The organism is Streptomyces coeruleorubidus (genome assembly GCF_008705135.1).
Taxonomy (GTDB): Bacteria; Actinomycetota; Actinomycetes; order Streptomycetales; family Streptomycetaceae; genus Streptomyces; species Streptomyces coeruleofuscus.
In genome coordinates this window covers 195,161-212,121 of the sequence record NZ_CP023694.1, presented here as the reverse complement: position 1 = coordinate 212,121, position 16,961 = coordinate 195,161, and the positions used below count along the sequence as shown (strand labels likewise).

Below are 16,961 nucleotides of genomic sequence, written 5' to 3'. Positions count from 1 at the left end.
GTGAGGATCAACGCCATGCCGATCTTCAGCGCGCCGGACGGGACCCGGCTCGCCTGTCACGTACGGGGTGCGGGCGAGCCGCTGGTCGTGTTGCCCGGCGGACCCATGCGCGCCTCCGCGTACCTCGGGAACCTGGGCGGACTGGACGCCCACCGACAGCTGGTGTTCCTCGACCTGCGCGGCACAGGACAGTCGGCGGCCCCCGAGGACCCGGCGACCTACCGCTGCGACCGGCTCGTGGACGACGTCGACGCGCTGCGCCGCCACCTGGGCCTGGAGCGGATGGACGTGCTCGCGCACTCGGCGGGCGGCAGTCTCGCCATGCTGTACGCGGCCCGGTATCCCGACCGGGTGGCACGGCTGGCGCTCGTCACCGCCACCCCGTGGGCGCTGGGCCTGCCGGCGACGGCCGAGGACCGGCTGGCGGCGGCCCGGCTGCGCCTGTCGGAACCCTGGTTCGGCGACGCGTTCCCGGCTTTCGAGGCCTGGCTCTCCGGCACCGGTGACTTCGACCCCGTGTTCCTCCCGTTCTTCTACGGCCGTTGGGACGACACCGCCCGGGCCCACGCCGACCGCGAGGAGGACGAGACCAACGACGACGCGGCCGACCGCTACGGGGCGGACGGTGCCTACGACCCGGACGCGACCCGGACCGCGCTCGCCCGCCTCACCGTCCCGGTGCTCGTCCTCGCCGGTGAGGTCGACGGCGGCCCGCGTCCCGGCCTGGCCCGGCGTACGGCCGGGGTGTTCCCGGCGGCCGAGTTCGCGGTACAGCCGGGGGCCGGCCACTACCCGTGGCTGGACGACCCGGAGTGGTTCGTACGACGGGTCGTGCGCTTCCTCCACGAACGGGACTGAGCTCCTCTGCTGTCCGCAGAGCGAGCCCGGTCCGCACTCGTCACCCCGCTACCGTGCCAGGCATGGACACCGAACCGCGCACCGTACGGGCGAACGGCATCACCCTGGCCTACCGCGTCTGGGGGCCGGAGGACGCGCCGCCCGTCGTACTCCTGCACGCCCGCGGGACCGACGGTGCCGACTGGGCGGAGATCGCCCCCGCGCTGGCCGCCGGGCCACGCCGGGTGTACGCACCCGACCTGCGCGGGCACGGCCGCAGCGACTGGCCCGGCGGATACGCCTACGAGGCCATGCGCGACGACGTGCTCGCCTTCCTCCGCGCGCTCGGCATCGCCCGCGCCGACGTCGTGGGTCACTCGCTCGGCGGTGCCGTCGCCTACTTGCTCGCCCAGTACAGCCCGCGGCTCGTCCGACGGCTCGTTCTGGAGGACGTACCCGCACCCTTCCCGCTGGACCCGCCGCGCCCGTCCGCCGAACGGCCTGACGGAGACCTGCCGTACGACTGGGCGATGGTCCTCGCCACCGACGAGCAGCGCAACGCCCCGGATCCCTTGTGGTGGGACCACATGGGGCGGCTCACCATGCCCACGCTGCTGATCGGTGGCGGGCCGACGAGCCTGATCCCCCAGGAGCAGATCGCCGCCTTCGCCGAGGTGCTTCCCGATGCCCGGCGCGTCACCATCGACGCCGGGCATCTCGTGCACGAGACACGGCCCGAGGACTTCCTCGCGGCCGTGGGGGAGTTCCTCAGCCCTGCGGACCGTACGCCGTCATGAAACGGTCGCGGAACTTGTCCATGCCCCACCGGGGCGCGTCCGGCGCCGGCTTGAGGCCGTCGGTCCAGCCCCAGTCGGCGACCCGGTCCAGCACCTTCTTGTCGCGGGCGACGATCGTGATCGGCACGTCCTTGCCGGTGTCCCCGGCGGTGACCGTCGGCACCGGCTGGTGGTCGCCGAGGAAGACCAGCACCGTGTCCTCGTCGCCGTAGCGCTCGACCCACTCGGTGAGGCTGCGGATCGAGTACTCGATGGCGCGCCGGTACTCGGTGCGCACCTTCTCCGGGTCCTTCCAGACCTCCGTGGGGTTGGTGCCCTCCTTCTTGATCCGGTGGAACACCGAACCGTCGCCGAGGTCCTCCCAGTCGATCATCCGGGCGATGGGCGACCACGGGTTGTGGCTGGAGGCCAGGATGATCTCCGCCATGATCGGTTCACGGTCCTTCTTGCCGTGCTCCAGGCGCTGGAAGGCCTCCATGCTGAACTGGTCGGGCACGGGCGTCCAGCTGAAGTACGGGCCGTGGTAGCCGAGGTGCTCGGAGTCGTAGATGTGGTCCAGGCCGAAGTACTTCCCCTCCGGCCAGGCACGGCGCACGCCGGGGACGATGCCGACGGTCCGCCAGGCGCCGGTCTTGCCGAAGTAGTTGGTCAGCGTCATGCGGTCGCTGGTGGTCAGGCTGCGGTACCGCTGCTGGTTCTTGATCCACAGACCGGACAGGAAGGTCGAGTGGGCGAGCCAGCTGCCCGCGCCGGTCACCGGCGACTGCAACCAGCCGCTGCGCGACTCGAACCCGGCCGCCTTGAGCGAAGACGTGCCCTCCTTCAGCACCGCGTCGGTCTGCTCGGCCATCGCCGGGTCGTCGATCGCGACCCTGCCGTAGCTCTCGATGAAGGTGAACAGGACGTCCTTGCCGCGCAGCCCCGTGAGCAACTGGTCCGGCGGCGTCTTCGCGAAGGCGTCCACGGCGGCCTGCTTCTCGAAGACCCGCGCGTCCTTCAGACCGGCCCGCACCTGCTCCACCCGGTTGCCGAGGAACTCCGCGTTGCCCTTGGTGGCGATCGGCACGGTGCCGATCTGCACGCCCAGCGTCATGCAGGTGATCCACGCCGTGCCGAGGATCAGCGTCGTACGGGCGGCGACGGGACGGTGCCGGACCATCAGGTTCGTCAGCCGCACCACGGCGAGTGTCGTGAGGACCAGCACCGCGACGAGCAGCACGATCACCCCGATCACGGCCAGCACCTGCCCGGTCCGGCCGAACGTCTCCCGGAGGAAGTCCGTGGCGTGCTCGATGAGAATCCAGTCCAGGACCAGGTCGAAGGGCCGGGCCAGCACCTGGTAGAAGCCCATGTCGAGGAACTTCAGGACCGTGACCAGCCCGAGGAACACGCCCGCGACGACCGCCATGATGCGCCGGGGCCTCGGCGGCAGTGCGAGCAGCAGTCCCGCGAGCAGCACGCCCTCGGCGGGGATACGGACGAACGAGGCGAACTCGATCCGCTCGATCCGGTTCGGCAGGAGCAGCGCGAAGACCACCAGCAGGCCGGCCAGCACGGTCGTCCCCACACTGACACCGCGCGCCGCACGGGGATGGCGACGCCGCCATCCGAACCAGCCGGGCTTCGCCGTGTCCGGCTCTTCTTCGGCGTCTGCTTCCCGAGCGCCAGCGCCTTCTTCTCGTGCGGCAGGGGCATGGTCTGGGTGCGTAGCGACGGCGCCACGGCCGGGTTCCGCCGCGGCGGTTCCACTGTCCGCGTGCGCCGCGGCCGTGCCGTCGTCCGTGGCCCCCGGGGTCGTGACGCTGTCTGGCTCCCGCGTGCCGACGCCACCGTCCGGCTCTGCCGCGACTGTGTCGTCCGCGTTCGCCGGGGCCGTGTTGCCGTCCGATTCCTTCGTGTCCACCTTGCCGTCCGGGCCTGCCGCGGCTGTGTCGCTGCTCGGTTCCGTCGTGCCGGCAAGACTGTCCGGGCCTGGCGCGGCTGTGTCACTGTCCGCGCCCGCTGTGACGGTGTCGCCGTCCGTGTCCGCCGGGGCTGCGTCGCTGTCCGACTCCACCGCATCTGTCTCGCTGTCCGCGTCCGTCCGGGCCGCGCTGCTGTCCGGTTCCGTCGTGTCGACGTCGCCTTCCGGGCCTGCGGTGCCCGCGTCGCCCAGCGGCTCCGCCGGGGCCGTGCCGCCGCCCCGTTCCGCCGCGCTGACGTCCTCGTCGTACTCCGCCGCGCCGGCGTCCCCGTCGGACCCCGCCGCAGCCGTAGCGCCGTCGGAATCCACCCCGGCCGTCTCGCCGTCCCGCCCCGCCCCGGGAGTGCCACCGTCGGAAGCCACCGCAGCCCTGCCACCGCCCGGCCCCGCCGCCCCGCTGTCGTCATCCGGTTCCGCCCCGCTCCCGGTCGTGCCCGATTGCTGTTGGGAGCGAGTGAAGAGCGACACCCGGTGGTCCTTCCGTGCGGTCTTGCTGGGCATGGCAAACAGAGCCCGGAGACCGAGCCTGCCACCACCAGTACGTCCGCACGTCACCTTAGGTTCAATCGACCGGCCGGAGAATCACCCGTCCGCCGCCACGGCCACCTCCCGCGCCCAGCGATAGTCCGCCTTGCCGCTCGGAGACCGCTGGACCGACTCCGTGATCACCAGCTGGCGCGGGATCTTGTAACCGGCGAGCCGGTCACGGCAGTGTGTCTGGATGTCCTCCAGCGATGGCCGCGCCGCACCGTCCCGCAACTGCACCACGGCGGCCACATGGTGGCCCCACTGGGGGTCCGGCACCCCGGCCACCAGCGCGTCGTAGACGTCCGGGTGGGACTTGAGGGCCTGCTCGACCTCCTCCGGGTACACTTTCTCACCGCCGGTGTTGATGCACTGCGAGCCGCGGCCCAGGACAGTGACCACGCCCTCCTCGTCGACGGTGGCCATGTCGCCGAGCAGGACCCATCGCCGGCCGTCCTTCTCGAAGAAGGTGGCGGCGGTCTTGGCCGGGTCGTTGTAGTAGCCGAGAGGTACGTGTCCGCACTGGGCGACCCTGCCCACCTCACCGGGCGACACGGGCTCGTACGTGGCCGGGTCCACCACCTGCGTGCGCGCGTGGACCCGGACCCTGAAGCCCCGCTCGGGACCAGAGTCCTCGGTCGCCGTCCCGTTGAAACCGGACTCCGACGAGCCGAAGTTGTTCAGCAGCATGGCGTTCGGCACCAGCTCCCGGAACTGCCGGCGCACCGTGTCCGACATGATCGCGCCGGACGACGACACGCTGAACAGCGAAGAACGGTCGATGTCCCGCAGCGGACCCCTCAGCGCGTCGATGAGCGGCCGCAGCATCGCGTCCCCCACCAGCGAGATGCTGCTGACCTTCTCCTTCTCCACGGTCCGCAGCACCTCCTCGGGTACGAACTTGCGGTGGATCACCACCCGTTGCCCGAAGTTGAAGCCGATGAACGCCGTGAGCGTGGAGGTGCCGTGCATCAGCGGGGCCGTGGGGAAGAAGGTGATCCCCGCGCCACCGGCCGCGACCCGCTCGGCCAGCTCCTCCGGCTTCTTCACCGGTTCACCGGTCGGCGCGCCCCCGCCGAGCCCCGCGAAGAACAGATCCTCCTGCCGCCACATCACGCCCTTGGGCATCCCGGTCGTGCCACCGGTGTAGATGATGAACTGGTCATCGCCCGAGCGGTCCGGGAAGCCGCGCTCGGGCGACCCCGCGGCCTCCACCTGGGCGAACTCCACACAGGGCACCGCGGCTGCTCCCGGCGTCGGCGCACCCACCCGGATCAGGTGCCGCAGTTTCTCCGCCCGGGGCCGCGCAGCCGCCACCCGGTCCGTGAACTCCGCGTCGAAGACCAGCCCCACCAGATCCGCGTCCCGGTAGAGGTAGACCAACTCCTCTTCCACATAACGGTAGTTGACGTTGACCGGGACGATCCGCGCCTTCAGGCAGCCCAGCACCGTCTGGAGGTACTCCACGCCGTTGTAGAGGTGGAGCCCGAGGTGCTCGCCGGGGCGTATCCCGCTGTCGAGCAGATGGTGGCCGACGCGGTTGGCCGCGGCGTCCAGCTCCGCGTACGTCAGACGGCGCTCCGCGCCCGTGCCCGGATGGTCGACGTACACCAGCGCCTCACGGTCGGGAACCACGTCGACGACCGACTCGAACAGGTCGGCAAGGTTGTACTCCACCGCTCCTCCTGACCCCGGGACGTGCCTGGCATCGGACGGTTCGCCGGTCATCAGAGCAAAGGGCGGTCCAACTGTGAAGGGCTCGCGCGAAGAAATCTGACTGTCTGTCAGAAAACCCTTGAAGTGCCTCCCGCCCTACTGCAACCTGTTCTCGTTCCACGAGAGGGGAGTTGGCCATGGGTGGGACGGAACACCTCACCGTGCGGCGCGAAGGCGCCACACTGGTGCTCACGCTCAACAGGCCCGAAGCCAGGAACGCGCTCTCGCTTCCGATGCTCGTCGGCCTCCACGACGGCTGGCTGGAGGCCGACGCGGACGACTCGGTCCGCTCGATCGTGTTCACCGGCGCGGGCGGCTCGTTCTGCTCGGGCATGGATCTCAAGGCCCTCGCCGGCAACGGCATGGCCGGCGAGGAGTACCGCGACCGGCTCAAGGCCGACCCCGACCTGCACTGGAAGGCGATGCTGCGCCACCACCGCCCGCGCAAGCCGGTGATCGCCGCCGTCGAGGGGTACTGCGTCGCGGGCGGCACCGAGATGCTCCAGGGCACCGACATCCGCGTCGCCGGCGAGTCCGCGACCTTCGGCCTGTTCGAGGTGAAGCGCGGCCTGTTCCCCATCGGCGGCTCCACGGTCCGGCTGCAACGCCAGATCCCGCGCACCCACGCCCTGGAGATGCTCCTCACCGGCCGCCCCTACAGTGCCCGCGAGGCCGCCGCCATCGGCTTGATCGGACACGTCGTCCCGGACGGCACCGCGCTCGCGAAGGCGCTGGAGATCGCCGAACTGATCAACTCCTGCGGCCCGCTGGCCGTCGAGGCCGTCAAGGCCTGCGTCTACGAGACCGCCGAGATGACCGAATCCGACGGCCTCGCGGCCGAACTCACCCGGGGCTGGCCGGTCTTCGACACCGCCGACGCCAAGGAGGGCGCCCGCGCCTTCGCGGAGAAACGACCGCCCGTCTACAAGCGCGCCTGACCGAAGGAGCCCTCCGGCATGCCCGAAGTCCTCAAAGCCCCCCTCGTCGTCGAGTTCCCCTTCACCCGCTCCCTCGGCCCCGTCCAGAGCGCCTTCCTGACCGGCCTGCGCGAACGCGTCGTCCTCGGCGTGCGCACCGCCGACGGCCGCACCCTGGTCCCGCCCGTCGAGTACGACCCCGTCACCGCCGAGGACATCCGCGACCTCGTCGAGGTCGCCCCGACCGGCACGGTCACCACCTGGGCCTGGAACCACGCCCCCCGCCGCGGCCAGCCCCTCACCACCCCCTTCGCCTGGGTCCTTGTCCGTCTCGACGGCGCCGACACCGCCCTCCTGCACGCCCTCGACGCCCCCGGCCCCGACGCCGTGCACACCGGCATGCGCGTCCGCATCCGCTGGGCGGCGGAACGCACCGGCGCCATCACGGACATCGCCTGCTTCGAGCCGTACGACGGCGACCGGGCCCAACCGGCCGGGCACACGGGCGAGTTCGAGGACCCGGTCACCGGCATCGTCGCTGCCGCTCGCCTCGACTACACCTACTCGCCCGGGCGCGCGCAGACCGCCTACATCAACGCCCTCTCCGGCCGGCGGACCGTCGGCGAGCGCTGCCCGTCCTGCCGGAAGGTGTACGTCCCGCCGAGGGGTGCGTGCCCCACATGTGGGGTGGCCACATCCGAACAGGTCGAGGTGGGCCCGCGCGGCACGGTGACCACGTTCTGCATCGTCAACATCAAGGCGAAGAACCTCGACATCGAGGTGCCCTACGTCTACGCCCACATCGCCCTCGACGGCGCCGACCTCGCGCTGCACGGCCGTATCGGCGGCATCCCGTACGACGAGGTCCGCATGGGGCTGCGCGTCGAACCGGTGTGGACGGAAGGCTCCCGCTACCCCGACCACTACCGGCCGACGGGCGAACCGGACGCGGACTACGACACCTACAAGGAGCTGCTGTGACGAGCGCACCGGGGGACCGCCAGATCGCCGTCGTCGCCTTCGCCCAGACCGATCACCGGCGCACCAGCGAGGATCTCTCCGAGGTGGAGATGCTCATGCCGGTACTGCACGAGGTCCTCGACCGGACCGGCCTGAAGACCGCCGACATCGACTTCACCTGCTCCGGCTCCAGCGACTACCTCGCCGGCCGCGCCTTCTCCTTCACCCTCGCCCTCGACGGCGTCGGCGCCTGGCCCCCGATCTCCGAGTCGCACGTCGAGATGGACGGCGCCTGGGCCCTGTACGAGGCCTGGACCAAACTCCTCACCGGCGACGCCGGCACCGCCCTGGTCTACTCGTACGGCAAGTCCTCGCCCGGCTCGGTCCGCGATGTCCTCACCCGCCAGCTCGACCCCTACTACCTGGCCCCCCTGTGGCCCGACTCCGTGGCACTCGCCGCCCTCCAGGCGCAGGCCCTCATCGACGCCGGCGACACCGACGAACCCGCCCTCGCGGCCGTCGCCGCCCGCAACCGCGAGGCGGCGACGGAAAACCCTCATGCGCAGCTCAAGGAGCCCGCCCCGCAGGGCGACTACCTCGTACGGCCCCTGCGCACCGGCGACTGCCCGCCCATCGGCGACGGGGCCGCCGCCGTCGTCCTCGCGGCGGGCGACCGGGCCCGTGAACTGTGCCCGCGCCCCGCCTGGATCCGCGGCATCGACCACCGCATCGAGGCACACGGCCTCGGCGTGCGCGACCTGACCGACTCTCCGTCCACCCGCCTGGCCGCCGAACGGGCGGGTGCCTTCGAACGGCCCGTCGACACCGCCGAGCTGCACGCGCCCTTCACCGCCCAGGAGATCGTCCTGCGCAAGGCCCTCCGCCTCGACGACGGGGTCGTCGTCAATCCCTCCGGCGGTGCCCTCGCCGCCCACCCGATCATGGCCGCCGGTCTCATCCGCATCGGAGAGGCCGCCGCCCGCATCCACCGCGGCGAGTCCGACCGCGCCCTCGCCCACGCCACGTCCGGCCCCTGCCTCCAGCAGAACCTGGTCGCCGTACTCGAAGGGGAACCCCGATGAGCAAGGAGCCCGTGGCCGTCGTCGGCATCGGCCAGACCAAGCACGTCGCGGCACGCCGGGACGTGTCCATCGCGGGACTCGTCCGGGAGGCGGCCCGACGGGCTCTGGACGACGCCGAGCTGACGTGGGCCGACATCGACGCCGTCGTGATCGGCAAGGCGCCCGACTTCTTCGAGGGCGTCATGATGCCGGAGCTCTACCTCGCCGACGCCCTCGGCGCCGTCGGCAAGCCCATGCTCCGCGTGCACACCGCGGGCTCGGTCGGCGGATCCACCGCGCTCGTCGCCGCCAACCTCGTCGCGGCCCGCGTCCACGGCACCGTCCTCACCCTCGCCTTCGAAAAACAGTCCGAGTCGAACGCCATGTGGGGCCTGTCGCTGCCCATTCCCTTTCAGCAGCCCCTGCTCGCCGGAGCCGGCGGGTTCTTCGCCCCGCACATCCGCGCGTACATGCGACGCAGCGGCGCACCCGAGACCGTCGGCGCCCTGGTCGCCTACAAGGACCGGCGCAACGCGCTGAAGAACCCCTACGCCCACCTGCACGAACACGACATCACCCTCGACAAGGTCATGGCCTCGCCCATGCTGTGGGACCCGATCCGCTACTCGGAGACCTGCCCCTCCTCCGACGGTGCCTGCGCCATGGTCCTCACCGACCGCGCCGGAGCCGCCCGGGCACCGCGACCCCCCGCCTGGATGCTCGGCGGCGCGATGCGCAGCGAACCGACCCTCTTCGCCGGCAAGGACTTCGTCTCCCCGCAGGCCGGCCAGGACTGCGCGGCCGACGTCTACCGGCAGGCCGGCATCACCGACCCGCGCCGTGAGATCGACGGCGCCGAAATCTACGTCCCGTTCTCCTGGTACGAGCCGATGTGGCTGGAGAACCTCGGCTTCGCAGGCGAGGGCGAGGGGTGGAAGCTCACCGAGGCGGGCGTGACCGAACTCGACGGGGACCTGCCCGTCAACATGTCGGGCGGCGTGCTGTCCACCAACCCCATCGGCGCCTCCGGCATGATCCGCTTCGCGGAGGCGGCGCTCCAGGTGCGCGGACAGGCCGGGGAGCACCAGGTGGACGGCGCCCGCCGGGTCCTCGGCCACGCCTACGGCGGCGGCTCGCAGTTCTTCTCCATGTGGCTCGTGGGAGCCGAACCGCCGGACTCCTGAAAGGTCCCCCTCACGTGCCCTGTTGGCCATGGGGCGCGATCGCTAGGCTGGCCGCGGACGACGAATCGGGAGGAGCACGGACGTGGCCGAGACCACCACCCAGCAGCGCCCGCTCACGGGCTGGGACAAGCCGGAGCTGGACCTCACCAACGCACAGTGGCAGTCCAGCAGCCGGGGGCGGGGGGATGTCCAGATCGCCTTCGTGGAAGGCTTCATCGCCATGCGGAACAGTGCCCGCCCGGAGAGCCCCTCCCTGATCTTCACGCCCGCCGAGTGGGGCGCGTTCGTGTCGGGAGCGCGGGAGGGGGAGTTCGACCTCACCTGACGCGACGCCGTGCGATCTCGATCGCGGCACCACGCGAACCGTCCCGGACGGCCGTGACCCCACGGCCGATCCGGGCGTGTTCCGCCCGCATTTCCGGACACGCGACGTGAGACGTCCTCCGGGGCCCGCGCCTGAGCCAGGCTGGCCCGGAGGCACGGTCGTATTCCGGAAGGCGAGGAACCCATGAGCACCCTGCCGGTCATCGCGGCGGTCGACGGCTCGGACCACAGCATGCGCGCCCTGGAGTGGGCCCTCGACGCGGCCCGCAGGCGTTCGGCGCCCCTGCGTGTGGTGCACGTACGCCAGTACGCCCACTGGGCGCAGCCCGAGGTCCTCGCTGCCGCACCGCCGGACCCGCAGGACGACCCGGTGCTCGACCGGGTCCGGGCCGATCTGGAGGAACTCGGCGGCCTGCCGGACACGGAGTACCTCGGCCTGGAGGGTGCGCCCGGTGCCGTCCTGCCCGAACAGAGCGCCTCCGCCCAGCTGCTGGTCCTGGGTTCCCGGGGCCGCGGCGGCTTCGCCAGCCTGCTGCTCGGCTCCAACGGCATCGCCGCCGCCCGCGACGCCGAATGCCCCGTCGTGGTGGTGCCCCGGCCCGGGCGCGAGGACCGGGGCGGGGGCCCGGCCGGGCCCGGCTCGCGCGTGGTCGTCGGCCTGAAGGTGGACGGCCCCGACGAGGCCACGCTCGAGTTCGCCTTCGCCGAGGCCGCCCGGCGCGGCGCCCGGCTCCAGGCGGTCGCCGCCTATCCGTGGCCCGCGCAGCCCTGGATGACGCCCGGCGAACTGCCCCCGCCGATCGTCGACCAGGACGTCATCGAGGACGAGACCCGCATCCTCGCCGAGGGCTTCCTCACCCCGTACCGTGAACGGCACCCCGACGTCCAGGTCGAGCCCCTGCCGGCGGCGGGTGACGCCGCCGGACACCTGGTGGCGGCCTCCCCGGGCGCCGACCTCGTCGTCGTGGGCCGCCACCGGCGGCACCTGCTGGCGCCCGCCCGCATGCTGGGCTCGGTCACCCACGCCGTCCTGCTGCACGCCGCGAGCCCCGTCGCGGTGGTCCCGCCGGCACCGCCGGAGGACTGACCCCGCTGTAATGGATACCGGCAGGCCTATCATTAGGCCCATGCGGGAACCGATCAGCAGGGACGCCCGGCTCGCCCTGGACCTGGCCCTCACCGTCCGGCACGACGGCAACGGCGGTGTCGCCGACGACCTGACCGAACCGGCAGGCCTGACCGCCTGGGTCCGGGCGCACCCCGAGGTCCTGCCGGACGCCGGCCGTTTCACCGCCGACGCCGCGCAGCTCGCCGCCGTCCGAGACCTGCGGGCCGCCGTCCGCGCGCTCTTCGCCCGCGCCGTGCGCCCCGGCGAGCCGAGCCCCGCCGACGCGACCCGCCTCCTGCCCCTACCCGAGGCCGTACGGCGCCTCAACGAGGCCGCCGCCCGCACCCCCACCGTGCCCGTCCTGGACTGGCCCGAGGGGGCCGGACCCGACGTCCGGCCGCAGCCCGTGCGCCGCGGCGACGACCTGACGGCCGCCCTGGCACACGCCGTGATCACGTTCCTCGCGAGCCCCGACCGCGACCGGCTGCGGGCCTGCCACGCGCCCCGCTGCGTGCGGTACTTCCTCAAGGACCACCCGCGCCAGGAGTGGTGCACACCGTCCTGCGGCAACCGCGCCCGAGTGGCCCGCCACCACCGACGGCACCGTACGACAACGTAGGACCGATCGGTCGCCGCCCTCCCGACACTTCGCAGGCCGGGCCACGTACCATGGCGGCATGTCGTTCCTCCGCCGCCGCAGCGCCACGCCCGCCGGGCCCGACTTCGACGTACTGGCCATGGACCCGGGCGACTGGCCCGGCAACCTCGGTGCGGGACTGCTGCCCGCACCCGACGGCACCTGCCAGGGCGTCTTCCTGCGTTACGACCTCTTCGGCGGCCGTGGCCCCGCGATGATCATCGGCAATCTGCCGGAAGGCTCACCGGCCCGGGACGTCCCCGAGGGCCAGGTCCCCTTCGAGGTGGCCCAGCTGCTGCTGGCGCTGGAGAACGACGAGGAGATCACCGTCGTCAGCACCGAGGACATGCCGGTGATGCAGGGCGACAACCTCCTGATCGTGCGCCGCGTCAAGCTCTCCGAGAGCCGCATCTCCTGCGTGCAGTTCGACCGCAGCGACAACGTCCTGGTGACCATCGCAGCCTGGGACCGCCCCATCACGGACGACCTGTACGCCCTCCTCAAACCGCTGCCCGCGGAGCTCTTCCAGCAGGGCTGAACCCGGCGGCAGCCCGCACACGAAAGGGCCGCTGTGCGCCTGACCAGGCACACAGCGGCCTCTTCGTCCCCGTCAGCGAGTCCCGACCGCCGCGCGCACGGCCCGCCGGGCCATCTGGCAGTCGTCATGCAGCCGCCGCAGCAGCAGCCGCTGCTCCTCGCCGGACGGCGCAGCACCAGGGTGGGCCGTACCCGGTGCCGCCGGGGTCGTGTCGTGCATGGAACGCTGCACGGCCGTCTCGTACGTACGGATCTCCCGGGTCAGCACCAGCATCAGGTTCACCAGGAAGGCGTCCCTGGACGCCGGACCCGCCGACTGGGCGATCTGGCTGATCTGCCGACGCGCGACCGGTGCGTCCCCGAGCACCGACCACAGCGTCGCCAGGTCGTACCCCGGCAGATACCAGCCCGCGTGCTCCCAGTCCACCAGCACTGGACCGGCCGGTGACAGGAGGATGTTCGACAACAGTGCGTCGCCGTGGCAGAACTGGCCCATGCCCTGCCGCCCGGCCGCCTGAGCGATGCCGTGCAGCAGTTTCTGGAGGTCACCCAGGTCCCGGTCGGTGAGCAGGCCCAGCTCGTGGTACCGCGAGATCCGGGCCGCGTAGTCCAGCGGGGCGTCGAACGTGCCCGCCGGCGGCCGCCAGGCGTTCAGCCGGCAGATCGCGCCGAGTGCCGCCCTGATGTCCGCCCGCGGCGGCGCCTCGGCCGGGTGCCGCTGGAGCGCCGCCACCCGCCCCGGCATCCGCTCGATCACCAGTGTGCAGTTGTCCGGGTCCGCCGCGATCAGTCTCGGCACCCGCACCGGAGGGCGATGCCGGACGAACGAGCGGTACGCCGCTATCTCGTGGCGGATCCGCTCGGACCAGGCGGGGGAGTGGTCCAGTAAACACTTGGCGACGGCCGAGCTGCGACCGGTCGTACCGACCAGGAGCACGGCCCGTCCGTTGCGGCGCAGGACCTGCACCGGGGCGAACTCCGGGCAGATGCGGTGCACCGACGCGATCGCCGTGCGCAGCTGCGCGCCCTGGGGGCCGGACAAGTCGAGTCTCCCGCTGAGCGGTTGGGTGCCGAGTACCGCGCCGCGCCGTGCCCTGCCCGCACCGAGCACGGGGGCCGCCGGCCGCGCGGGGGCGAGATAGGGGCCGCTGTCCGTGGGACGGGGGTGCAGCGACCGGGGCGGTGCGGACACGGAGGACGATGCTGTGTACATGGGCTGAACAGATCCCTTCGTGTGCCTGCGAGACAACGCACCACCCGGCCCGGGCTCCCGGGAGCACCCTGGGGAATGTCCCTGCGGCGACCGGGTCGGGGTGGCGCGTTCCTACCTGACACCCGATGACCAGTGGCACACCATCTGGCGCACCCTGGCGAACCCTGGCGAATAGTCGCCCGGCAAGTCTCCCCGGGCTACTGTCAACTCAGCCGAGAACCTGGGGGCTTGACGTGAGCGGACAACCCAACACCCGGCTCGCGGACCTGTTCGGCCTGGCCGGCTGGTCCAAGGGCGAACTCGCGAGGCTGGTCAACCGGCAGGCGGCGGCCATGGGCCATCCCCAGCTGGCGACCGACACCTCCCGGGTGCGGCGTTGGATCGACATGGGAGAGATCCCTCGCGATCCGGTACCGCGGGTGCTGGCGGCTCTGTTCACCGAGCGTCTCGGCCGTGTCGTGACCATTGAGGACCTCGGTCTGGTCCGGCACGGGCGTGCGGGGAAACGGCAGGGCGGCGGGAGTGCGGAGTCTCCCGACGGAGTGCCGTGGGCGCCCGAGCGGACCGCCGCGGTCCTCACCGAATTCACGGGAATGGACCTCATGCTCAACCGACGCGGCTTGGTGGGCGCGGGCGCCGCGCTCGCCGCGGGATCCGCACTCAGCAGCGCCATGCACGACTGGCTGCACACCGACCCTGCCCTGACCGCCGACGCTCCCGACCTCGACCATCCCCTGCACGCCGACCCCGCTGGGTTCGACCGCTACGAGGCCGCCCCCATCGGGTCGCAGGAGATCGAGGAACTGGAGCGCTCGGTCGAGGTGTTCCGCGCCTGGGACGCGGCCCGCGGCGGCGGGCTCCAGCGCAAGGCCGTGGTGGGCCAGCTCAACGAGGTGGGCGGCATGCTCGCCTACCGTCACCCACCCCATCTCCAGCGGCGCCTGTGGGGCGTCGCGGCCAACCTGGCCGTCCTCGCGGGCTGGATGTCGCACGACGTCGGCCTGGAGCCCACGGCCCAGAAGTACTTCATCATCGCCGCGCACGCGGCCAGAGAGGGCGGGGACCGGCCCCGCGCGGGCGAGGCACTCTCCCGCGCGGCCCGCCAGATGGTGCACCTGGGCCGGCCGGACGACGCCCTGGACCTGATGAAGCTGGCCCAGTCCGGCTCCGGCGAGGAGGTGCTGCCGCGCACCAAGGCCATGCTGTGCACCGTGGAGGCCTGGGCCCAGGCCTCCATGGGCAAAGGCCAGGCGATGCGACGCACCCTGGGGCAGGCGGAGGACCTCTTCGTCTCCGACAAGGGCGACGTCCCGGCGCCGAGCTGGATGCAGCTGTTCGACGAGGCCGACTTGTACGGAATGCAGGCCCTGTCCTACCGCGCGCTGGCGGAGTTCGAGCCGGACGCGGCCGTGCACGCGCAGTACTACGCGGACAGGGCCCTCGCCCTGCGGATCGACGGGCGGCAGCGGTCGAAGATCTTCGACTACCTGTCCATGGCCTCGGCCTGCTTCATCGCCGACGACCCCGAACAGGCGGACCGGTACGCGCGACTGGCCCTGGTGTCGATGGGCTCCAACTCCTCCCACCGCACCTGGGACCGGCTGCGCCAGATGTACCGGCTCACCGCCCAGTACTCCGGTTACCCGAAGATCCAGGAGCTGAGGGAGGAAATCAAGCTCGCCCTGCCGAAGACGAAGGGCAGGGGCGGCGCCAACGCACAGGCCTGAGTTTCCTATGCCGTGACCTTGGCGACGAGCACGCAGGCGTTGTCCGCGCGCTCGCTCTCGCCGAACTCCTGGACCACCGTCCACAGGCAGTCCTGCGCGGTGGAGGTCCCGGCCAGACGCGGCGCCAGGTCGAGAAGGAGGTTCGCGGCAGCCGTTCCGGTGTGCCCGGGCACCAGCCCGTCGGTGTGCAGGAGCAGCAGGTCTCCCACCTCCAGGGTCTCTTCTGCCTGCCCGTAGACGGCGCCCGAGGTGGCGCCGAGCAGGACGCCGTCAGGTGCGTTCAGCACACGCCCCGTCCCGTCGCGGAACAGCAGCGGGGCGGGGTGTCCGGCCTGCGCCCAGACCAGGGTGCGTGTCCCGGGGCGGTAGCGGCAGCAGACGGCGCTGCCGAGGGCGGGTTGCACGGTGGCGTCGAGTAACTGGTTCAGCCAGGCCATCAGCCGGCCGGGCGGGGCGCCGGCCATGGCCATGCCGCGTACGGCGCCGAGCAGCATCGTCATGTTCGACGTGACGCCGACGCCGTGTCCGGTGAGGTCGCCGACGCTGAGGAGGGTCTCGCCGTCGGTCAGTTCGAGCGCGTCGTACCAGTCGCCGCCGATCAGCGTGTTCGTGGACGCCGGCAGGTGCCGGGCCGCGAGGTCGAGGGTCCTGGGATCCCGGTGCGGGAGCCGCAGGGAGCCGCGCCACTGCGGCAGCACGGCCTCCTGCAACTCGACCGCGATCCGGTGCTCGGTCTGCGCCTCCTGGCGCCGGTCGGTGAGCGAGTCACGGGTCTCGCTCACCGCCCGCTGGCTGCGGCGCAGTTCACTGACGTCCCGCAGCACGGCCCACATCGAGGCGGTGCTTCCGTCGGTGTCGAGGACCGGTTCGCCCATCATGTGCACGGTCCGTACGTCGCCGTCCCGGCGTGCGATGCGGAACTCGCCGTCGATGGGCCGGGCGTCGACGAGGCAGTTCGTGACCATCGCCGTCAGCTTCGGCCGGTCCTCGTCGAGCACCAGGGACGGCAGCTCGTCGAGGGTGAGCGGGGGAGCGGCGGGGTCGCGGCCCAGGATCTGGTAGAGCTCCCCGGACCAACTGGCCTCGTCCGTCAGCAGGTTCCACTCGGCGCTGCCGACCCGGCTGAGCAGTGAGCCGGGTGCGGGCGGGGCGGGTTCCGGGGCCACCGTGGGCAGGGGACCGTCCCGAAGCTGGGCCAGGTGCTCGTCGAGGTCGTTGAGCTGGTGCAGGGCCAGGTCGTACAGGGCGCGCTGCCAGCGTCCCCGGGGGTGGTCCGATCCGTCATCCTCGGCGTCGCGCCGAACGGCGTCCACGTCGCCCTTGAGCCGCCGCGTCTGCGATATCAGCGACTCGACCGAGCCGCGTCCGGGCGGCTGGGCGGCTGGGCGGTCCGCGGAGAGGTGGGACGGCATGACGCACTCCGATGCGGGGACGGTTCGACCAGGGCGGACGGAG

The 16,961-nt window shown here is 72.1% G+C and carries 15 protein-coding genes; 11 read left to right on the top strand and 4 right to left on the bottom strand.

The features are described from left to right. The first annotated feature begins 15 nt into the window (after nucleotides 1-15). Nucleotides 16-858, top strand: coding sequence for an alpha/beta fold hydrolase (locus CP976_RS01065; RefSeq protein ID WP_150478560.1), 843 nt, complete (start codon nucleotides 16-18; stop codon nucleotides 856-858). A gap of 62 nt (nucleotides 859-920) precedes the next feature. After that, nucleotides 921-1,634 carry an alpha/beta fold hydrolase gene (locus CP976_RS01060; protein ID WP_150478559.1) on the top strand — a complete coding sequence of 238 codons (714 nt, stop codon included), beginning with the start codon at nucleotides 921-923 and terminating at the stop codon, nucleotides 1,632-1,634. Here CP976_RS01060 and CP976_RS01055 read toward each other — a convergent pair. After that, complete coding sequence (locus CP976_RS01055; protein WP_373304945.1) at nucleotides 1,606-3,537, bottom strand: sulfatase; 1,932 nt, start codon at nucleotides 3,535-3,537, stop codon at nucleotides 1,606-1,608. The genes CP976_RS01060 and CP976_RS01055 overlap by 29 nt on opposite strands. Nucleotides 3,538-4,179: 642 nt before the next feature. Next, nucleotides 4,180-5,799 carry an acyl-CoA synthetase gene (locus CP976_RS01050; protein ID WP_150478558.1) on the bottom strand — a complete coding sequence of 540 codons (1,620 nt, stop codon included), beginning with the start codon at nucleotides 5,797-5,799 and terminating at the stop codon, nucleotides 4,180-4,182. Between the two features lie 176 nt (nucleotides 5,800-5,975). Here CP976_RS01050 and CP976_RS01045 point away from each other — a divergent pair, with 176 nt between their 5' ends. The 8 genes from CP976_RS01045 to CP976_RS01010 all read left to right on the top strand — a co-directional run bounded on the left by CP976_RS01045 (nucleotide 5,976) and on the right by CP976_RS01010 (nucleotide 12,567). Continuing rightward, nucleotides 5,976-6,776 carry a crotonase/enoyl-CoA hydratase family protein gene (locus tag CP976_RS01045; protein WP_150478557.1) on the top strand — a complete coding sequence of 267 codons (801 nt, stop codon included), beginning with the start codon at nucleotides 5,976-5,978 and terminating at the stop codon, nucleotides 6,774-6,776. Nucleotides 6,777-6,794: 18 nt separating this feature from the next. Further along, nucleotides 6,795-7,736 carry a Zn-ribbon domain-containing OB-fold protein gene (locus CP976_RS01040; RefSeq protein ID WP_150478556.1) on the top strand — a complete coding sequence of 314 codons (942 nt, stop codon included), beginning with the start codon at nucleotides 6,795-6,797 and terminating at the stop codon, nucleotides 7,734-7,736. Further along, nucleotides 7,733-8,797 (top strand): thiolase domain-containing protein, encoded by a 1,065-nt coding sequence (locus CP976_RS01035; RefSeq protein WP_150478555.1) that lies wholly within the window; start codon nucleotides 7,733-7,735, stop codon nucleotides 8,795-8,797. Before CP976_RS01040 ends, CP976_RS01035 begins: the two co-directional genes overlap by 4 nt. Further along, a complete protein-coding gene (locus CP976_RS01030; protein ID WP_150478554.1) occupies nucleotides 8,794-9,960 on the top strand; it encodes a thiolase domain-containing protein in 1,167 nt (388 codons plus the stop codon). Before CP976_RS01035 ends, CP976_RS01030 begins: the two co-directional genes overlap by 4 nt. 82 nt (nucleotides 9,961-10,042) lie before the next feature. Next, nucleotides 10,043-10,285 carry a DUF397 domain-containing protein gene (locus tag CP976_RS01025; protein WP_010033039.1) on the top strand — a complete coding sequence of 81 codons (243 nt, stop codon included), beginning with the start codon at nucleotides 10,043-10,045 and terminating at the stop codon, nucleotides 10,283-10,285. Nucleotides 10,286-10,468: 183 nt separating this feature from the next. Further along, on the top strand, nucleotides 10,469-11,371 hold the full coding sequence (locus CP976_RS01020) for a universal stress protein (RefSeq protein ID WP_150478553.1): 903 nt from the start codon (nucleotides 10,469-10,471) through the stop codon (nucleotides 11,369-11,371). Nucleotides 11,372-11,411: 40 nt separating this feature from the next. Beyond that, a complete protein-coding gene (locus CP976_RS01015) occupies nucleotides 11,412-12,011 on the top strand; it encodes a CGNR zinc finger domain-containing protein (RefSeq protein WP_150478552.1) in 600 nt (199 codons plus the stop codon). Nucleotides 12,012-12,069: 58 nt separating this feature from the next. Next, the gene (locus tag CP976_RS01010) at nucleotides 12,070-12,567 is read left to right on the top strand and encodes a glycosyltransferase family protein (RefSeq protein ID WP_150478551.1); all 498 of its coding nucleotides are present in this window, start codon (nucleotides 12,070-12,072) and stop codon (nucleotides 12,565-12,567) included. A 72-nt stretch (nucleotides 12,568-12,639) separates the two neighbouring features. On the opposite strand, the gene CP976_RS01005 is transcribed toward CP976_RS01010, so the two are convergent. Continuing rightward, a complete protein-coding gene (locus CP976_RS01005; protein WP_150478550.1) occupies nucleotides 12,640-13,779 on the bottom strand; it encodes an aminoglycoside phosphotransferase family protein in 1,140 nt (379 codons plus the stop codon). A gap of 233 nt (nucleotides 13,780-14,012) precedes the next feature. Between CP976_RS01005 and CP976_RS01000 the strand changes: the two genes are divergently transcribed. Continuing rightward, complete coding sequence (locus CP976_RS01000) at nucleotides 14,013-15,506, top strand: DNA-binding protein NsdB (RefSeq protein WP_150478549.1); 1,494 nt, start codon at nucleotides 14,013-14,015, stop codon at nucleotides 15,504-15,506. 5 nt (nucleotides 15,507-15,511) lie between these two features. Here CP976_RS01000 and CP976_RS00995 read toward each other — a convergent pair whose 3' ends face one another. Then, nucleotides 15,512-16,918 carry a PP2C family protein-serine/threonine phosphatase gene (locus CP976_RS00995; RefSeq protein ID WP_150478548.1) on the bottom strand — a complete coding sequence of 469 codons (1,407 nt, stop codon included), beginning with the start codon at nucleotides 16,916-16,918 and terminating at the stop codon, nucleotides 15,512-15,514. Nucleotides 16,919-16,961: the final 43 nt, after the last annotated feature.

Coding starts and splice junctions, on each gene's coding strand:
- CP976_RS01065 (WP_150478560.1), top strand. CDS start 16: ATGCCGATCTTCAGCGCGCCGGACGGGACCCGGCTCGCCTGTCACGTA.
- CP976_RS01060 (WP_150478559.1), top strand. CDS start 921: ATGGACACCGAACCGCGCACCGTACGGGCGAACGGCATCACCCTGGCC.
- CP976_RS01045 (WP_150478557.1), top strand. CDS start 5,976: ATGGGTGGGACGGAACACCTCACCGTGCGGCGCGAAGGCGCCACACTG.
- CP976_RS01040 (WP_150478556.1), top strand. CDS start 6,795: ATGCCCGAAGTCCTCAAAGCCCCCCTCGTCGTCGAGTTCCCCTTCACC.
- CP976_RS01030 (WP_150478554.1), top strand. CDS start 8,794: ATGAGCAAGGAGCCCGTGGCCGTCGTCGGCATCGGCCAGACCAAGCAC.
- CP976_RS01020 (WP_150478553.1), top strand. CDS start 10,469: ATGAGCACCCTGCCGGTCATCGCGGCGGTCGACGGCTCGGACCACAGC.
- CP976_RS01015 (WP_150478552.1), top strand. CDS start 11,412: ATGCGGGAACCGATCAGCAGGGACGCCCGGCTCGCCCTGGACCTGGCC.
- CP976_RS01010 (WP_150478551.1), top strand. CDS start 12,070: ATGTCGTTCCTCCGCCGCCGCAGCGCCACGCCCGCCGGGCCCGACTTC.
- CP976_RS01005 (WP_150478550.1), bottom strand. CDS start 13,779: ATGTACACAGCATCGTCCTCCGTGTCCGCACCGCCCCGGTCGCTGCAC.
- CP976_RS00995 (WP_150478548.1), bottom strand. CDS start 16,918: ATGCCGTCCCACCTCTCCGCGGACCGCCCAGCCGCCCAGCCGCCCGGA.